At 56.4% G+C, this 17,302-nt stretch carries 12 protein-coding genes and 1 pseudogene; 3 read left to right on the forward strand and 10 right to left on the reverse strand.

Going from position 1 to position 17,302, the window contains the following annotated elements:
* Positions 1-3: 3 nt before the first annotated feature.
* From argS to trkA, 4 genes are all read right to left on the reverse strand, one after another.
* Complete coding sequence (gene argS / locus AB1724_18765) at positions 4-1,665, reverse strand: arginine--tRNA ligase (GenBank protein ID MEW6079857.1); 1,662 nt, start codon at positions 1,663-1,665, stop codon at positions 4-6.
* 19 nt (positions 1,666-1,684) lie between these two features.
* Positions 1,685-2,098: a hypothetical protein gene (locus AB1724_18770; protein ID MEW6079858.1), complete on the reverse strand. Its 414-nt coding sequence runs from the start codon at positions 2,096-2,098 to the stop codon at positions 1,685-1,687.
* A gap of 243 nt (positions 2,099-2,341) precedes the next feature.
* Positions 2,342-3,790 carry a potassium transporter TrkG gene (locus AB1724_18775; protein ID MEW6079859.1) on the reverse strand — a complete coding sequence of 483 codons (1,449 nt, stop codon included), beginning with the start codon at positions 3,788-3,790 and terminating at the stop codon, positions 2,342-2,344.
* A gap of 12 nt (positions 3,791-3,802) precedes the next feature.
* Positions 3,803-5,167, reverse strand: a complete 1,365-nt coding sequence (gene trkA / locus AB1724_18780; protein MEW6079860.1) for a Trk system potassium transporter TrkA — start codon at positions 5,165-5,167, stop codon at positions 3,803-3,805.
* Positions 5,168-5,569: 402 nt separating this feature from the next.
* On the opposite strand from trkA, the pseudogene AB1724_18785 reads away from it, so the two are divergent.
* Both AB1724_18785 and AB1724_18790 read left to right on the forward strand, forming a co-directional pair.
* A pseudogene (locus tag AB1724_18785) lies at positions 5,570-5,914 on the forward strand (NINE protein).
* Between the two features lie 787 nt (positions 5,915-6,701).
* Positions 6,702-8,093 (forward strand): TetR/AcrR family transcriptional regulator, encoded by a 1,392-nt coding sequence (locus tag AB1724_18790; GenBank protein MEW6079861.1) that lies wholly within the window; start codon positions 6,702-6,704, stop codon positions 8,091-8,093.
* Here the strand turns inward: AB1724_18790 and AB1724_18795 are convergent.
* The 6 genes from AB1724_18795 to AB1724_18820 form a co-directional block, all read right to left on the reverse strand.
* Positions 8,090-8,857 (reverse strand): crotonase/enoyl-CoA hydratase family protein, encoded by a 768-nt coding sequence (locus tag AB1724_18795; GenBank protein MEW6079862.1) that lies wholly within the window; start codon positions 8,855-8,857, stop codon positions 8,090-8,092. The two genes, AB1724_18790 and AB1724_18795, sit on opposite strands and share 4 nt — an antisense overlap.
* Positions 8,858-8,936: 79 nt before the next feature.
* Complete coding sequence (locus AB1724_18800; GenBank protein ID MEW6079863.1) at positions 8,937-10,118, reverse strand: (Fe-S)-binding protein; 1,182 nt, start codon at positions 10,116-10,118, stop codon at positions 8,937-8,939.
* A gap of 149 nt (positions 10,119-10,267) precedes the next feature.
* A complete protein-coding gene (locus AB1724_18805) occupies positions 10,268-10,468 on the reverse strand; it encodes a cold-shock protein (GenBank protein MEW6079864.1) in 201 nt (66 codons plus the stop codon).
* A gap of 269 nt (positions 10,469-10,737) precedes the next feature.
* Positions 10,738-13,443, reverse strand: a complete 2,706-nt coding sequence (locus tag AB1724_18810) for a hypothetical protein (GenBank protein MEW6079865.1) — start codon at positions 13,441-13,443, stop codon at positions 10,738-10,740.
* Between the two features lie 27 nt (positions 13,444-13,470).
* Complete coding sequence (locus AB1724_18815) at positions 13,471-14,172, reverse strand: helix-turn-helix domain-containing protein (GenBank protein MEW6079866.1); 702 nt, start codon at positions 14,170-14,172, stop codon at positions 13,471-13,473.
* Between the two features lie 47 nt (positions 14,173-14,219).
* Positions 14,220-15,260, reverse strand: coding sequence for an AraC family transcriptional regulator (locus AB1724_18820; protein ID MEW6079867.1), 1,041 nt, complete (start codon positions 15,258-15,260; stop codon positions 14,220-14,222).
* A 289-nt stretch (positions 15,261-15,549) separates the two neighbouring features.
* On the opposite strand from AB1724_18820, the gene AB1724_18825 reads away from it, so the two are divergent.
* Complete coding sequence (locus AB1724_18825; GenBank protein ID MEW6079868.1) at positions 15,550-17,253, forward strand: alkaline phosphatase family protein; 1,704 nt, start codon at positions 15,550-15,552, stop codon at positions 17,251-17,253.
* Positions 17,254-17,302: the final 49 nt, after the last annotated feature.

The raw sequence follows: 17,302 nt of genomic DNA on the forward strand, positions 1-17,302 counted from the left end.
TGATCACATGGATTCCGGCGCGAAAACCCCCAGCAGCGCCAGGCCGTTTTGAATGATTTTCTTCACCGCGCAAACCAGGTACAGCCTGGCCGCACTCAGCTCGGGATCGTCGCCGAGTACCTTGTGCCGGTTGTAATAAGCGTGGAAACAGGCCGCCAGATCCATCAGGTAGAACGTTACCCGATGGGGTTCCATGAACCGGGCCGCCGTCCGGACCGCGTCCGGATAGCGTGCCGCCGCCTTGATCAGATCGATTTCCTCCGCCTGGTCCAGCCTGGACACAACCGGGGTATCAGCGGAAATCCGCCCTATACCCATCTCGTCGGCTTTGCGCAGCATACTGGCAATCCGGGCATGAACATACTGGACATAATAAACGGGGTTATCGTTGCTTTTTTTCTTGGCCAGTTCCAGATCGAAATCCAGCGGGCTGTCGTAGTGGCGGGAAAGAAAAATGAAGCGGGCAGCGTCCACGCCGACCTCGTCAAAGACCTCCCGGAGCGTGACAAAGGTTCCCGACCGGGTGGACATGGACACCGGGGCATTGTTCCGCAGCAGGTTCACCAGCTGGACCAGGATCACGTCGATATCGTCCCCGCTCCGGCCCAGGGCCTGAACCGCGCCCTTGACCCGGGGGATATAACCGTGATGATCCGCCCCCCAGATATCGACGAGGCGGTCGAACCCCCGGTCAAATTTGTTTTTATGGTAGGCGATGTCGGACGCGAAATAGGTTGCCTCGCCGTTGTTCCGAATCACCACCCGGTCCTTTTCATCCCCGAAAGCCGTTGACTTGAACCACAGGGCGCCGTCGGCCTCGTAGGCGAACTGCCCGGCCCGGAGGGACTCCAGGGTGTCGGCCACGGCATTACCCGCGAACAGGGACTTTTCCGAAAACCAGTTGTCAAAATGGATACGAAAATCGGCCAGGTCCCGGCGGATTCCGTCCATAATCCGGCCGGCGGCATATTCCGCGCAGTTTTTGACGACGGTTGGCTCGTCCATGCCCGTCGAATCCAGGAGATTCTTTTCGGCCATTTCCCGGGCCAGGTCCACGATATAATCCCCCTGATAGCAGTCCTCGGGAAACGGGATCTTCTCTCCGCATGTTTCCCGCCAGCGCAAGTAAACGGACCGCCCCAGGGTCATGATCTGATTGCCGGCATCATTGACATAATACTCCCGCTGGACCTTCCAGCCGCAGAAGGACAGGATGTTGGCCAGGCTGTCGCCCACGGCCGCCCCCCGTCCGTGCCCCACATGTAGCGGCCCGGTAGGGTTGGCGCTGACGAATTCGACCATGATGCTGCGACCCCGGCCGAGGTCGCAGGCGCCGTAGGCCGGATCGGTATGAATCGTTTCCAGGGTCGGCAGCCAGGACGCGGGGTTCACAAAAAAATTAATGAAGCCGGGGCCGGCGATCTCCGTCCTGGAGATAAACTGGCCGGAATGGTCAAGATGGCTGATAATGACCTCCGCGATGGCCCGGGGGGGCATCCGGTAAACGGCCGCGGCGGTCATGGCGAAATTGGTGGCATAATCGCCATGAGCCTTTATTTTGGGCTCTTCGACCTCGTACCCGGGCAAAACGGCCGACGGCAGCCGACCGTTTTGAAAGGCCCGTCCGGCGGCATCGGCGATAATCGCTCTGATCTTTTCTTTCATGGGCATGAAAATGTCCGGGCTACTCGTCGTCTTCAGGGGCCAGGTCTTCTTCTTCCTGGTCGTCATCCGTAAGAATTTCGTCCAGATCCTCAATGTCGGTTTCGTCGTCAATTTCATCAACGACGACGTCGAGTTCATTCATGACCCGCACATCGTCTACAACCACCTCCAGGGAATTTTTGGAGGGATCCTTCATTAACTCATCAATGGCCCCAACCAGTTTTTCAATGGTGCTGTGAGGCGGAAAAAAATTCGGGGACCGGAGAACCTTGATCAAGGAATCGGTCCCGGCTTTCCAGGCCTTATTGATGTCGCTGAATTTATAACTCTGTTCGGACAGCATCGAAAACTCATTGGATGCCAGTTCGACAAATTCACTGATCATGACATCAGCGTTTTTATCGGGTTTTACAACAAGATATTTCTGTTTCATCTGCCTCTCTCCCTGATGGCGTTACATTGGTTTCGAATTCCGTTAATAACAAGGACCGGTTTCGGCGGATAGTCGGCGATGTCGCCCTCTTCTATCCAAAATTATATTTTAACAGGTTGTTATCCTGATTAAAAGCCTTAATCTTATCCGGGTTGACAGGCCCGATGAAATCCGGATGGCATTACGTAAATGGGTATGGGAAAAAAATCAAGACAAAACAGTCAGGTATTGGAAAAACGGCGGCTATTTTCTCCAGAATTCGGGCACCAGAAGAATTATTAAGGTATAAATTTCCAGCCGGCCGAGCAGCATACACCAGGTCAGGACCCATTTTCCCGCTGCCGGCAGGTGAAAAAAATTGTCCAGAGGGCCGACCGTCCCGAAACCGGGCCCGACGTTTCCCAGGGTCGTTGCCACAGCGGTGGCCGAAGTCACGGCATCAATCCCCATGGCACCGAGAAGCAGAGAACAGACGATGAAGATCAGCATGTAAAGGCTCAAAAAACCCATGACGCTCCGCATGATGTCATCAGGCACGGTTTTATCGACGATTTTGACGTAGGAGACGGCCTTGGGATGGATCAGGGAAAACAATTCCCGGTAGCAGTATTTCAGACAAAGCAGGACGCGAATGCACTTGATCGCTCCGGTGGTTGATCCGGCCGAGGCGCCGATAAACATGCATAAAAAAAGAATCAATTGGGACAAACCCGGCCAGACCTCAAAATCCGCGGTGGCAAAACCGGTGGTGGTGATGATGGAAACCACCTGGAAGGCGCCATGCCGCAGCGCGATGCCAATGGTTGCATACACCGGCCCGTAAATGTTCCAGGTGACGATCAGGGTCATCGCCGCCACCAGCACCAGGAAAAAACGGCATTCGGCGTCCTTCCAGAACGCCAGGCCCTCGCCTTTTAGCATCCGGTAATGAAGGGTAAAATTGATTCCCGCCAGCATCATGAACAGAATGATGACCCCGTCGATATAGGCACTGTTAAATGATCCGATGGAAAGATTGCGGGTCGAAAATCCGCCGGTGGCCATGGTAGCGAATGTGTGGCATAGGCAATCAAACAGGCTCATGCCGCCGGCCTTCAGCAGGAAAATCTGGCACAGTGTAAAAACAATGTAGACCTTCCAGAGGGTTTTAGCGGTTTCCTTGATTCTCGGCTGAAGTTTGTCCGGCATTGGCCCGGGCACCTCCGCCTTATAAAGCTCCATACCGCCAACGCCGATCAGGGGAAGGATCGCCAGGGACAGAACGATGATGCCCATGCCCCCCAACCAGTGGATAAAACTGCGCCAGAAAAGATAGCCCTTGCTCACGCCTTCGATATTGGTCAGCACCGAAGCGCCGGTGGTGGTAAAACCGGAAACGGACTCGAACAGGGCATCGGTAAATGACGGCAGTACGCCGCCAAAATAAAAAGGCAGCGCGCCCGCCACTCCGGCCGCCGTCCATCCCAGGGCCACGGCCACCATCCCTTCCCGCCTGTTGATCGCCTCACCGGACCGGGGCCGGTTGAAAACAACCAGGCCGGCGCCGGAAGCGATGACAGTGGCCATGGCGTAAAGCAGCGGCCGGAAGCTGTCATCATGGTAATAAAGGCCGGCCGCCAGGGGAAAAATCAGGCTCACGCCCAGGAAAATCAGGAGATATCCGTTAAAATGTAAAATGACCTTCCAGTTCATGCCATGTCCGGCTTAGAAGAATTCGAGTTTAACGGAAAGCAGTTTTTCCACCTTGGGAATGGCGTGCTTGTGGGCGAAAATAATGACCCGGTCTTCCGGGTTAATTATTGAATCACCGGCGGGAATGATGATTTCTTTGCCCCTGATAATGGCAAGGACCAGTGTGTCCTTGGGCATTTCGAGTTTCTTCAGTGGTTTCCCCACCAGATCGGAGGTTGACAGGGCTACAGCCTCAAGGATTTCCGCCTGTTCCTCTTTCAGGGATATGGCGGAAAGCACTTTGCCCTTGCGGATATGCTGCAAAATACTGTTGATGGCCGACAGCCGGGGGCTGACCACCTGTTCCACTCCGATAGTAGACATCAGCGGGATATAGTTGAATTTCGAAATCTTGGTGACGGTGTTGGCCGCGCCCATTCGCCTGGCCAGAAGCGAAATCAGGATATTGGTCTGTTCGTCGCTGGTCAGGCTGACCACCACATCCATATTTTCAATATGCTCCTCAACCAGGAGTTCCTGGTCGGACCCATCGCCCTGCAGCACCACGGTCTTATGCACCTCTTCCGCCAGCCGGGCGCACCGGGCCGGATCTGAATCGATAATCTTGGTCTTGATGTCGGACGCCTCAAACCGTTTGGCCAGCCGCAGCCCCAGGCGGCCTCCGCCAACAATCATGGCCCTTTTAACCGGCTGAGCGGACTTGCCGAAGATTTTAAGAGATCGTCCCAGCGTTTCCAGTTCGCTGACAAAATAAACAATATCATTCGGCATCAAACGGGTGTTGCCCTTGGGAACAATCATTTTCTCATGACGGACAACCGCAGCCACCAGGAAAAGTCTCCCGCCGAACTTTTCCGAAAGATCAGAGAGCTTCTGCCGGGCATAGGGAGAGGCTTCGCTCAACCTTATTCCGACCAGCTTGAGCTTTCCCTCGGCCAGGTCGGCCACTTCAATAGCGCCGGGAACATTGATCAGCCGTTCAATGGTGTTGACCACCTCAATCTCAGGATTGATGATGGTGTCGATAAAAGGAGGCTGCTCCTTGAACAGGCCGTGATAACCGTCAAAATCGGCATTCCGGACACGGGCCAGCTTCCGGGTGGTGGGGGAAAGGATATTGGTCATCATGCAGGCCACCAGATTGGTTTCATCGCTGTCCGTGACGGCCAGCACGATTTCCGCTTCCTGAATGCCTGCTTCCTGGAGGACCACCGGGCTGCTGCCGGAACCGATCACCGTCTGGACATCCGTATGGTCCGCCACACGACGCAGGGACTGGGCGTCACGATCGATGACCACCACGTCCTTATTCTCTATGGACAGCCGGCTGGCGATGTGAAATCCCACCTCTCCGGCGCCGACAATCAGAATTTTCAACCATTTCTCCTTTCAAACCAGACCTGACGATTTTGTGTTTACGCATCATATCCCCATCTATCGCCAAACGCAACTCCGCCGCCATCGGCCGACGCCAGATGGCCGGCGTCTTGCCGGACATCCGGTCCGGCGGGGAAATACCGCTTGATATTGGAAATGGTTCTGAGATAATTAAAAAGATAATCTCTATCTGACGAGCGGGGGCACATGGATATGGAGGACAGGAAATACCAGGTTCTTTTCTACGGCGAGTTGTTACCCGGCGCTGATCCTGAAGAGGTGAAAGAGAATCTGTCCAGGGCCTTTAAAATAGACCGGAAGAGAATCGAGCCCCTGTTCTCCGGCGGCAAAAAAGTGGTCAAAAAAAACGCCGCCCGCGAGGTGTGTGAGAAAACCAAAAAAATGTTTGAGGCCGCCGGAGCGGTGGCTGCTGTAGTTCCCCAGGTGACGGAGAAGATTCAGCCGTCTGCCCCGCCCGCCCCGGACCCGGACGGCATTTTCATCAACTTTACGGACGGAGGGGCCGCCACCTTCGAGGACCGGTCCGAAGACGGTACCGGCATCAGGGAGACAGCACCGCCGGCTGACGGTGTCAGCAAAAACACGCTGCTGCTGCTCACCTTTTTCCTCGGCGGCTTCGGTGTCCACAAATTCTACCTGGCCAGATATATCCAGGGGACAATCTATCTTCTGTTCTGCTGGACCGGTATTCCCGGATTGATTTCTTTGATTGAATTTATCATATATGCGGTTTGCGGCGAAGAAAACCTGCAAAGAAGATACCGGGCCGGTTCCACTCCTTTAGTAATTATGATGGCGGTTTTCGGACCTTTTTTTCTCATTGCCATGGTTGCCGTCATCACCCTGATTGTCGTGCCCCTGGTGATCGCGTCCCACCAGGGGGGCATCACCGCTCCGATCAGGGAGATGATGTCCCGGTTGCCGGCCGCGGCGCCCGGGACGACCGAGACCGCGCCCATGCGGCAGCCGAATTCCGGCTCCATGTACTTTGAGGAGTCGGCCCCCCCCGATCCCGTGCCGGCCGCACCGGTGGAGCCGCCAGCTGCCCCCGCTCTGCCCCCCGGCGAACACCACGGCGGCTGCTACGGAAAAATCAAAGGATTGGATTTTTTTGTCGAACACGCCTCGGTTCAAAACGGCGTGCTTCATCTGAAACAGGGCCGGGGCTTGTTCGCCGACCGGGAAGTGGTTATTTTCATGCTGCTCAAAGGCAGCGACCCGTCCGGCCAGCAGATCAGGGTTTCAGCGGACCGGGGCAGCACCTCCGATCCGCACATCCATCTGCGATGGAAATCCGAAGAAGACGACACGCCCCAGTCGGAAGTCATTTCAAAAGGCTACGATCTGTATCTGGAGTTCGGAAGGATGAGCGGGCAATCTCTTGACGGCAAAATAGATTTGAGCATACCCGGTGACCGGGAAACGCGCCTGGCGGGGACATTTATTGCCAAGGTCACGAACCAGTAAAGAGATAAATCGAAACAGAAAACAGGTCGGAACGGGTCATAGAGCGGTGGCTGAAAAACCAGGAAAACACCAGCGAAAGGATACTAAAAGCCGGGCCGACCGGTCCCGGGAACGGATTCTGTCCGCTGCCAGATCCGTTTTTTCCCGCTACCCTTACGGCGCCGCCGGCGTAAGAAAAATCGAAGGCGCGGGGGAATTCAACTATGCCCTGATCCGTTATTACTTCGGCTCCAAAAAAGGCCTGTTTGAAGCGGTTTCCCAGGAACTGGTGAATGAATACAGCCGTTATCTTCTGCCCCTGATCAGGGACACCCTTCGGAACACCGATCCAAAAACAGCCCTGAAGCGGTTCGTGGACGGGCTGTTTGATTTCGGATTTGATCACCCGGACGGTCCGGCCACCATCATGCTCAACATCGGTCAGGCCCAGTTGTTCGACGACACCCTGCTGGGGCTTTCCGCCATGCGCCGGTATGTTGCCGAGGTCACGGAAATATTTACCGCCTCCATTCCCTTTGCGGCCGACGAGAGGAAAATCGCCATGTGGGTGTTTGTCTTCACTATTCTGGCGGCTAACTTCATCGGCGCCCGGTCATTTCATGCCGCCGCCCTGGGCCTGAATCCGGAAAGCCGTCAATACCGGCAGTGGGTAAAGAAGGCGTTGCTGGCCATTTTCGAGCCGGTTCTGGACCGGTTTCTGCACGGCCCGGGGATTGATCCCGAGATCACCATTCCCCGGGAGATTGAATCGGTTCTTCCCGAACCGCCGGCCAGCAGGGAAAAATCGGCCGGAAAACGAACCAAGGGGGACCTTACCCGGCAAAAAATCCTGGATGCCGCCCTGTCGATTTTTACCCGGCGGCCATACAGCACGGCCAGCATCCGGAAAATCGGCCAGGAGGGCGGTTTTGACTTTACGATTATCCACCATTACTTCCCCACGAAAAAGGATCTGGCCGAGGCCGTTGGCAACCGGTGTTATGACGATTTCTTCCGGCAGTCCGCTCTATTCTGGGTGTCACTGGCGCAAAAAGGCGCCAGCGGCCGGGTCCCTCTTTCGGACGGGTTGTCCGTCTATATCAACAGCCTGCTGGGCTACCTGTTCGACTGCCATCACGGTCCGGCCATCATGATGCAAAATATCGCCCAACCGAATCCTCAGCAGATTCTGCCGGCCTTCAATCTGTCCCTGCGCTTTTATACGGACATTTCCACCCGGCTCAAAGTTCTGCTGTCCATCCGGGCGCCGGAGGAGGAAATCCGCATGTGGCAGTACTGTCTGGTGGTCCTGATTTCCAATTGCGTCGGCGCGCCGGACTATCCGGCCCGGATCATCGGTCTCTCCCCCCGGAAAGACGAATACCGCCGGTGGATCGCCGACGCCCTGATCTTTCTGTTCTATCCCGGCCTGAAGAAGCTGGTGACGACTTCCCCTTAAAACTTTCCGTGACGGCCGTCGCCTTCGGCGAACCGACCGGCGCCGGTCACCGTTTCCCCGCTCTGGATGGTGGCCAGCCCGAGTCTAAATTCGTTTTCCATGGCGCCGACAAAATCCATTCCGGCCTGCTCATAGGCCGATCGCCGATCGGAACGCAGACAGTTCTGCGGGAAAGTGGTTATGGTTCTGGCCAGGACCACCGCCTCGGCCACCGCCCTCCCGGCCGGAACGACCCGGTTGGCCAGGCCCATGGACAGGGCCTCAACCGCCCCCACCGGCCGACCGGTAAGAATCATGTCCAGGGCGCGGGACAGGCCGATCAGCCGGGGCAGCCGCACCGTGCCGCCGTCGATCAGGGGAACGCCCCAGCGGCGGCAGAAGACGCCGAAAACCGCTTCTTCCTCCATGACCCGCAAGTCGCACATCAGGGCCAGCTCCAAGCCCCCGGCCACGGCATATCCAGCCACGGCGGCGATGACCGGCTTGGCAAAAACCATCCGGGTCGGCCCCATGGGACCGTCTCCGTCCGGGGCGAAACGGTTGACCGTATCAGCGGCCCCGGCAATACTCTTCAAATCCGCGCCGGCGCAGAAATGACCGCCGGCCCCGGTCAGAACCGCCGCTTTTGCCGCCGGGTCCGCCTCAAATCGCCGGAAGGCAACGGCCAGGGCTTCGGCCGTGGGCCGGTTGACCGCGTTCCTCACCTCGGGCCGGTTGATGGTGATAATGGTCACCGGCCCATCTGTTTCCGTCAGTACCAGCATGGCCTCTCCTTGTTTCGGCAAAGACAACCGTTTTATAGTAGCATCCCCGGAAAGCGCATGGCTTGAACGCGATACCGTTTTACAGGAGGGCGCTCGGAGAAACCTTCAAGAGGTTCCAGGCCATCCGCGGCCGGGCCAGGCGCCGGTAAAAAATGGAAAACGGCGCGGTTACCGGATCGCCCAAAGCCGTAAGGACGTCTTCCAGAAGGTAATGGGATTTATATCCGGGCTGAAAATAGTGAATCAGAAGATGACACCCCGGGCAATAGCTGACCACATGCTTTTTGCCGGCCGCGATCAGGTCTTTGCGTTTGACCGAAGCGGTCTTAACGACCTGAGCGATTTTACCGTCATTGAACAAACCGCCGTAGCCGCAGCAGAGGGCGTCGTCCCGGTTGTGCGGCAATTCGGAAACGGTCAGACCGATGGCAGCGGCAAGGCGACGGATCGCTTCCAGGTAGACGGTTCCGTTCTCATATCCGAAACAGGGGTCGGATATGGCTGCGTCGGCTTTTATGGGGCGGGTGACGCGCGCGGACCCGGCTTCGATCATCTCCAGAAAATATTCATAGATGCTGATGACGGGAAACGGCGGCGTCAGGCCGAAGGTTTCCGGCAGAATCCGGGTCAGGACTTTCTGGCAATGCCCGCAGCCCACGACTAAACGATCGAAACGGTTTTCCTGGATGCGGTTGAGGAGCCGTTCCGCGATCCGATAGCCTTCCTCAAACAGGCCGGCCTGAATGGCCCAGACGCCGCAGCAGTCATCCGGACCGCCGAACTTAGTCGAGTTGCGGAGAGCGGAAGAGCCCTCTACCGCGGCCGGCATCATGCGGTCGGTACAGCCGATAAAAAGGAGGTCTTTGCTTTTCTTGGGCTGGGCCCAATCGCGCAGAATTTTTTTGTCAGCCGCGCCAAGGCCCCGATAAACATCCCTGAAGAAATTCGCGCGCCACCCTTCGGCGCCCATGCCATTGATGGCGTAGGCCATGGAAAAGGGAACTTTCTCCTGAGCGCGGCGCCTGTATTCAAGGCATTCCCGCATCAGGCTGCCGGGCCGGGCCTCTTCCGGGCAGCGGTGGTCGCACTTGCCGCAGCGGATGCAATCGGCCAACTCCGGAACCCATTGCGCCTCGGACGTTATTTTCAGCATGACTTCCCGAGCCTGTTTCGGCGTAAAGACGCCGTAATGGCATCCGGACAGGCATTGGCCGCATTGATTGCAGTGATCGGCCCGGAAGCCGCGTGTGAACGTTGCCATAAGGACTGCCTTTTGGCAAATGTCATATCACGGACATATCCATTTTTGCCCTGACAAGTATTTCCGTGATGGTGGAAAACCGCCTAAAATACAAGGGGCGCGACCTCGTTCTGAAGCCGTGCCCCTTATTTTAAAAAAGTCAGATTGCGTTAAATCACCTTGACATTAGTCGCGGAGGGACCTTTCTGTCCCTGCTCGACCTCAAAGGAAACCCGTTCGCCTTCCTTCAAACTTCTAAACCCGCTGGCGCTGATTGCTGAATGGTGCACGAAGACATCGGGGCCATCATCCTGCGTAATGAAACCGAACCCTTTTTTGTCGTTAAACCATTTGACTGTTCCTGTGGCCATTTTAATACCTTTCTTTCTTAATTGATTTTTCCCGATTTTAAACTGGAGGATGTAACAGGGTTATATAACATGGTCCCGTGGTCCTCCAGAAAAAAATCCCCCCGCCGATTTCAGGCAGGACTTTATTACTATTAAATACAATACCATGGTGTTTCAGGAAAGCAAGCGATTTCTTAATTGATAGGGATCCGGACATGTTCGCGCCCCGCGGGGTGTCAACGGGAAGGACCAGTGCGCCTGTGGTACCCGGCGTCCTGACCTGGTCGCTCTTACATTTTAAGCGCGGACAGGGCGGCAGCGGAAAGGGCGGCCAGACGGAATGACTTCTGCCGTCCGGCGATGACCGCATGAATTTCCACTTTACTTTCCAGAAGGCCTCGCAAAAGGGCTGCGAATTGTTGGGCCGCGGCCGGTAATCGCTCGCCGACCGGGGATGCCAGGGCCGCCGCGGCGCAAGCCCGGGAGGGATCCTGCCCGGCAGCGGACAGGGCGGCGGTCAGGTCGTCGGGATAGACCAGGCCGGCCAGCCGGATGGCCGCGGGCGTAAGCAGCCATTCGCCCTCGGTGTCGCGGTCGTACATGGGCAGGTTGTGGAACAGCGACTCCACCGGCGGGATGGCCGGCCGGGGCAGTATGCCTTTTGCCTGAAGCTCGAAGACCGGCTGCGGCAGGCGGGGGGCCAGCAGGGCGTGGGCCTCGGAACGCAGCACCGGATCTTCGCCGGGATCGGCCAGGGCGGCAAAAAGCGCCCGGCGGGCCCGGTCGCCCTGGTTGATCAGCATGATCATGGCGTGATAAGCGTGGAGCCGGGTCCAGGCACGGATCCGGCGGCCGGCGATGATCTTTTCCAGGCCGGCGCCGATGGCTGCCTCGTCTTCCGGCGAAAGATATCCCCGGATGGTCTCGGCCAGCTTGGCGGCGTAAGTGTCTTCACCCGGCCAGGCGGGTTCCGCCTGGGCGGCCGCGATCCGATTCAAGGAAACGAGCAGATCCGTGGCGGCCGGTCGCTGGTCCGGCTTCATCTGCTGCCAGACGGCACGATGGGCGGAACTGGCTTCCCAGGCCACGGTCAGGTTCCGGGCGCGGTCGTTATACCGGCGAATATCGGCTATTTTTTCCCTCAACAGGGGCTCGAACGCCACGGCCAAATCCGGTTTCATACGGATAAATGACTCGGACAGGGCAATGGCCGAAAGCACGCGGCCGAGGTCAGCGTCGGGATCCCGCAACAGGGCCAGGACCTCTTCTTTTTCAATGCCGGCAATTGACTGGCCGGGCACCAGATCGGTAATGGAGGGCACGGAAGCACGCTGGACCACCGTGCTTCGCAGCTCGGCCAGGCGATCCGGCATCCAGCGGGTCAGGGCGTCCCGGATGGCGGTCTTGAATTCTTCCGGTTCAGCCGGATCGTTGAGCGCGGCGATGAGCAGGTCATCGGCCCGACGGGCCGCGGCCTGCCCCTCGGGCGAAGGGCGAGGCTGGTTGTGACTGGCAGCGGCCGCGTCCGTGGCCAGCTTTGACAGGGCTTCCCGGGCCTGAAGGCGTTCTTTCACGGGGCGGGAGCGATCGGCTACTCCGGTAACGAGCAGGTCACCCACCCGCTCCACCGGAATCTCGTTGGCGGCCAGGGAACGGAAATGCATCCCCAGGGAAACACCCAGGCCGGCCGAGAGCATGGCCTCGATTACTTCGGTCAGGTCCTCCCACGAGCCGGTGCCGGGCACGGCAAACAGAAGGGAGTGGACGTCACGCGCCCGGGCGCACAGCCGGGTCGCCACCGGCGGCGGCTCGGTGCGCTTGTCCCGGCACAGGGGCAGCACGTCCGCGGCAAAGGCCGCGGCCTCTTCCGGCGCCACAAAGGCAAGGATACGGATCACCTCCAGGGCGGTTATCACTTCGGTGACGTCGGTCGAGATTAGTCCGACGCGGATGGCGGAGGGGGCGACGGTCAAGGAGGCCAGGGATCTGTCCTGGTCAAGCACACCGGGCCATTTCAGCGGAGACGGCAGCGGATCGACGGCTAGGCCCCGCTCGCGGCGCAACTCGCCGACCAGACCGGGAAAAATTCTCTGGCTATTCCAGACATGGCGAAGGCGCGTTTCAGCCGGCAGGGCGCGGTCGAGAATACGATCGCTTAAGGCCTTGCGCAGCAAATCCATACGGTCTCCGGCCAATCGGCATTGCAGAGCGAGATCGCAGGCCTGGTCGATCAGACCGGCCACGACCAGACGCCTGACCGCCGCGGCCTGAATCAGGTCCAGTCGGGCCATATGGTCATAAGGCGTCGGGCGCACCCCGGCCGAAAACCGGAACCGGCGGGCATAGGCGTTCACGGCTATTTCCAACAGGCGTTTGCGGCGAAGCTCGACATCGACAATGTTGAGGACAAGACGCAGGGCCAGGGCCTCCTCGGCCGCCGGACCGCGTTCAATATCCATCACCAGGGCCAGCAGGCGCTTGTCGATTTGTTCGTCGGGCGGCAGCCAGCCCATCAGGAGCAGGGCATCGGGAACCTGGTCTTCCGGTCCTTCAGCCTTTTCCCACAGGCCCGTTTCGCCGATAACGGCGGCCGTGGAAAGTCGCTGCTCGACCGGCCAGCTCCGCACCCAGGAGGGTCCGATGGCGACTGGTGGTTCGGCGTCCGGCGACGGCGCGGGAAAAATGAACGGCTCTTCCGAAACCAGGGTGACGCCTTCCGGCAGTTCTCGGGTAATAAAAATGTCCAGTTGGTCGGGATGGCGGGTGTGGCGGCGGAAAAAGGCCAGTGACCGCGCGGCCAGGGTAGCCCATGCCCCGGCGGCCAGCGGGCATGGCGCCTCGCCTGTCGGCCAGAGACCGAAGGTGATGGCGCCCTCCACGGCTTCAAAATCCGTAATATCTCCGCCGGCCAGGGGATCATCGGCCGCGTAAAAGACAGGGTCCCATTCCAGGGCCAAGGCTTCACGGCAGGCAAGGCAAACGATATAGATATTCATGGATACGACCTTTTTATGAAAAGGGCGTCACAACGACCGTCGTTTTTCGATGGCCTGCTGAATGAGCTTTTCCAGGGGCGGGGCAAAAATATAAAGAAGCGCTTGCTTGACCCAGCTTCTGTATTCCTTTGATCGCGGTTCCATCCCCAGGGCCTTGCCATGATAAGCGGCCGCGCCGACAAAGCCCGTCTGCAGGGCCATCATGGTATAGCTCCACATGGACACTTCCGCCCGCATGGTCAGGACGTTGTTTTTTTTCAGAAAGATTGCCTCGATTTCCCGGAAGAAACGGGTGAAGTAATCAAACCCAGGCAGCTCGGGATCGATCTTCATGTGACCCGTGTTCCGGGTGAGCACTTCCATGACATCAGGGTTTTCAAACAGATAATCCATGGCCCGGTCAAAATAAATCTTCAGGCCCTCGCGGGAAGGCAGGCGTTCCAAACCGTCTATCCATTCCAGGTAAGCGGTGATCAGTTCCCCGTAAAGCTGTTCGCACACGGCCCGGAACAACTCGGCCTTGGTAAAATAATGATGGATGATGGAAAAGTCGAACCCACCCTCTTCGCCGATCATGCGGATGCTGGCGGCGTGATAGGGGTGCCGGGTGAAGACCCGGCGGGCGGCGGCGATGATTCTCTGCCGGGTGGCCTCGCTTTTGGGTGTCGCCCCGGTTCCGGCTGGAGCCGGCGGGGATTTTTTTTTCCTGCCCGCTGTTTCATTTTTCATACCGTCAACCCTAAAATAATCACCGTCTCCTGTCAAACCGGGTATGATCACATCGTTTTTTCCTTTGATGTTCTCTTTTTCCTGCGGTAATGAAGCGGCGTCTTGCCTGTCCACGATTTAAAGGCGCGATAAAAATTAGCCACATCACTATAGCCGACAATGCCGGCGATTTCTTCAATGGAGAGTTCAGTTGACTGCAAAAGATCGCAGGCTTTTTTCCTGCGAATGCCTTGCGCCAGTGATTTATAACTCACGCCCTCGGCCGCCAATCGGCGCTTGAGCGTCTGATCGCTCATGTTCAGGAGTTGGGCCAGCTGCGACCTGGAGAGAATGCCCTTGTCTTTGCGCTGAAGGGTCGACTTGGCCAGCTCCGTTGTGGTTGTCAGCATGGTGAGCTGCTCAAGGGTGTGACGGCAATCGGTTTCATAAATCTTTTTGGTCAGCGTATTGGCGCATGGCAATGGTCTGGTCAGGTAGCTGCTATCGAACAGGATTTGCGTCTCTTCGGCATCAAAGACAATGGGGCAGTCAAAGATTTTTTTATATTCCTCCGCGTATTCCGGTTTGGGATAGGCAAGACGGATTTTTATCAATCGCACCCGTTCCCGCAGGATTTCACAGCAGATATTATAGGCGCCGACCATATGCATTTCGTAGCGGTAGCGACGGCTGCAACCCATATCGATGAGATCAACAAAACCAAGTTTGGCCATATCGCCCTGAACATCAAGGATAATTTGGAAAGGCAACGATAAGAGATCGGCAAAATCAAAAGCCATTTTAAAGGCGTCAATGGCAGTGGCACAGCTGTTGATCGCCATTATCCATTTTCCCAGCTGACCGATATTGATGCGTTCTCCAATGTGCAGCCCTAACGCCGGATAGGAAATAACGTCGAATAACTGTTGAGTGATCTCATATTGCTGTTCAAAGCTTATCAATCTGTCCGGGTTGTCAAAATCCGCTTTCTCCAGCCCTTTGCTTGAGAGTATCGGCGCCGTATCAATACCATTCTCTTCCGCCCATTGGATGACAACGCGCAAGTGATGCGCAGAGCGATAGGGCGCGATTACAGGCTTTGATTTCAAATAAAGTCTCATAGGTTAACCGATACTATGCTTTACCGGGCAGCTGATCCAAAAAGACAATATTTTGATCCCCTACGGCAATTGTAAATGATACCGGCATCAGGTAGCGTCAAACGAAATTATCGAGATGAGCCATAACACAAGAATGGATGAAACTCAATTCCATATCATTTTCTCCACGAAAGTGGAGTTCTTCTTGACAAGGAGCATTGTGGCCGGTATGATTTCCACGTCCGTAGAAAAATGTGGGCGGGCAATAACTTTTAACTGGTTATGAGGAGGGGCTGTTATGAAAAAACCGACTAGGGGGTTGCTGCTGGTGATCATGGCGCGGCAAAGACTTTCCGGTGTTTTTCCGCTGCTGTTGATATTTTTTCTTCTGATCGTTTTTTCCGTACAGGCATCTGCTCAAGCCTCATCAAAACTCGTTGTCATAGCGATTGATTCCCTTGATCCTGGTTATTTGTATCTTGATGCCAGGGGCAATGCCGGCGGCCGCCCCGGTAACTGGCTCATGCCGAATGTCCGCGCTTTTATAGATGGCGGTGTCTGGTTTGAGCACACGCGGGATTACCTGCCGTCAGCCACGGACATGAACCATCTGAACGCTCTGGCCGGCACCAACAGCGGCCAGCACGGTATACTCATGGTCACGAATCAATTGTTCGATTGGAATGACGACGGAACGCCGAATAACGTTTTCTCCAGCCTTGACTGGACACGGGACGACCAGGGCAGACCGGTGGACACACTGTTCAAGGCATGGAAGAGAGTCTATCCCGAATCAACAATCATGTTTGCTTCCGGCAAAGAATGGATTGAGAATGAATTTAATACAGCCGATTCCGGCATAGACTTGTTCCTCTCCGGCGCAAATTATCCCGATTACATATCAGCCCCGGAAAAGCGCAGTTTTTACAACCCGCCGGGGATGATTCCCGTTGCGCCATCGCTTTGGCAGGTGATTTTCTGTGAATATTTATATGGATCAAGCCCGGAAAAATTCCCCAGCGATTACTGGATGGTGGATTCATCACTGAAAATAATGAACCGGGAGAAGCCGGATTTCGTCTTCATGCTCCTGGCGGAATGTGATGATTTACAACATGGTCTCGGTTCTGCCCGTAATCCAAAAGATTTTAGTCTCATCACTGATATCGCTAAAAACAATGCGTATGTGTATCGGAAGCCGATTATTAATGGGATGAAGGATGTGGATATCCAGTTCGGAAAACTTATAGCCGGAATACGTTCCATGCCGGAATACCAAGACGCCGTCATCGTACTCTATAGCGACCACGGACACCTGACACATAATTACACAGCCGCCTCTAATGTTGTTTTCAGCACAAACGTCGACAATATACTCCGCGACAAAGGTGTCATCTCCGACGAAGAGAAGTCCTATGTAAATTACCAGGCATTAACCGGCGCCAGCTTTGGCCAAATTTGGTTCAACCGGACAACGCTGGCGGAAAGACGCGCTGTCGCTGCACGCGCAAAAACCGTTCTGGTAGATCACCGGGTGTTTAATCCGCAGACTGGCCGCATGGAATGCCCCTGGTATGTTCTTGACATCAACGACATGAAGAACGGCGTGCCGGGTGTTTGCGGTCCCGGTGAACTTTATCATCCCCATTTTGCCGATAATAATGAGCCGGGAACGTTGCATTGGCCGGATATCACGCTGTTATTGAAAAACGGATGGCAACTGCCGGCTACTGCCGGATTGGCCAACAATATCGGCGCCTCACTGCCGTCCTGGCTTCCGCCGTTGAATTATTTTTTGGGCGGGCATGGTTCGATTGACTCGATGTCTATCGTCATGGCCTTCCAGGGGCCCGGCATGAAGATCGGCAAGGTAAATGCCGATCCGGCATACGCGAAGAACTATCGTATTGCCGATATCGCCGTGACGCTGGCGGAGATATTCGGTCTTGAACTCAGAAGCACAACGGTCGGCATAGACCGGTCAACCGATCTGAACTGGTGATTCGATATTCCTTATCTTTTCTCCATGAAAATGGCGTTTTCCTAGGCAA

This window comes from Thermodesulfobacteriota bacterium (genome assembly GCA_040753795.1).
GTDB lineage: Bacteria > Desulfobacterota > Desulfobacteria > Desulfobacterales > Desulfosudaceae > JBFMDX01.

Bases quoted from the DNA above. Each gene is read 5' to 3' on its own strand.
- argS (MEW6079857.1), bottom strand. From the start codon at position 1,665: ATGAAAGAAAAGATCAGAGCGATTATCGCCGATGCCGCCGGACGGGCC.
- AB1724_18770 (MEW6079858.1), bottom strand. From the start codon at position 2,098: ATGAAACAGAAATATCTTGTTGTAAAACCCGATAAAAACGCTGATGTC.
- AB1724_18775 (MEW6079859.1), bottom strand. From the start codon at position 3,790: ATGAACTGGAAGGTCATTTTACATTTTAACGGATATCTCCTGATTTTC.
- AB1724_18795 (MEW6079862.1), bottom strand. From the start codon at position 8,857: ATGCTGGTACTGACGGAAACAGATGGGCCGGTGACCATTATCACCATC.
- AB1724_18800 (MEW6079863.1), bottom strand. From the start codon at position 10,118: ATGGCAACGTTCACACGCGGCTTCCGGGCCGATCACTGCAATCAATGC.
- AB1724_18805 (MEW6079864.1), bottom strand. From the start codon at position 10,468: ATGGCCACAGGAACAGTCAAATGGTTTAACGACAAAAAAGGGTTCGGT.
- AB1724_18810 (MEW6079865.1), bottom strand. From the start codon at position 13,443: ATGAATATCTATATCGTTTGCCTTGCCTGCCGTGAAGCCTTGGCCCTG.
- AB1724_18815 (MEW6079866.1), bottom strand. From the start codon at position 14,172: ATGAAAAATGAAACAGCGGGCAGGAAAAAAAAATCCCCGCCGGCTCCA.
- AB1724_18825 (MEW6079868.1), top strand. From the start codon at position 15,550: ATGAAAAAACCGACTAGGGGGTTGCTGCTGGTGATCATGGCGCGGCAA.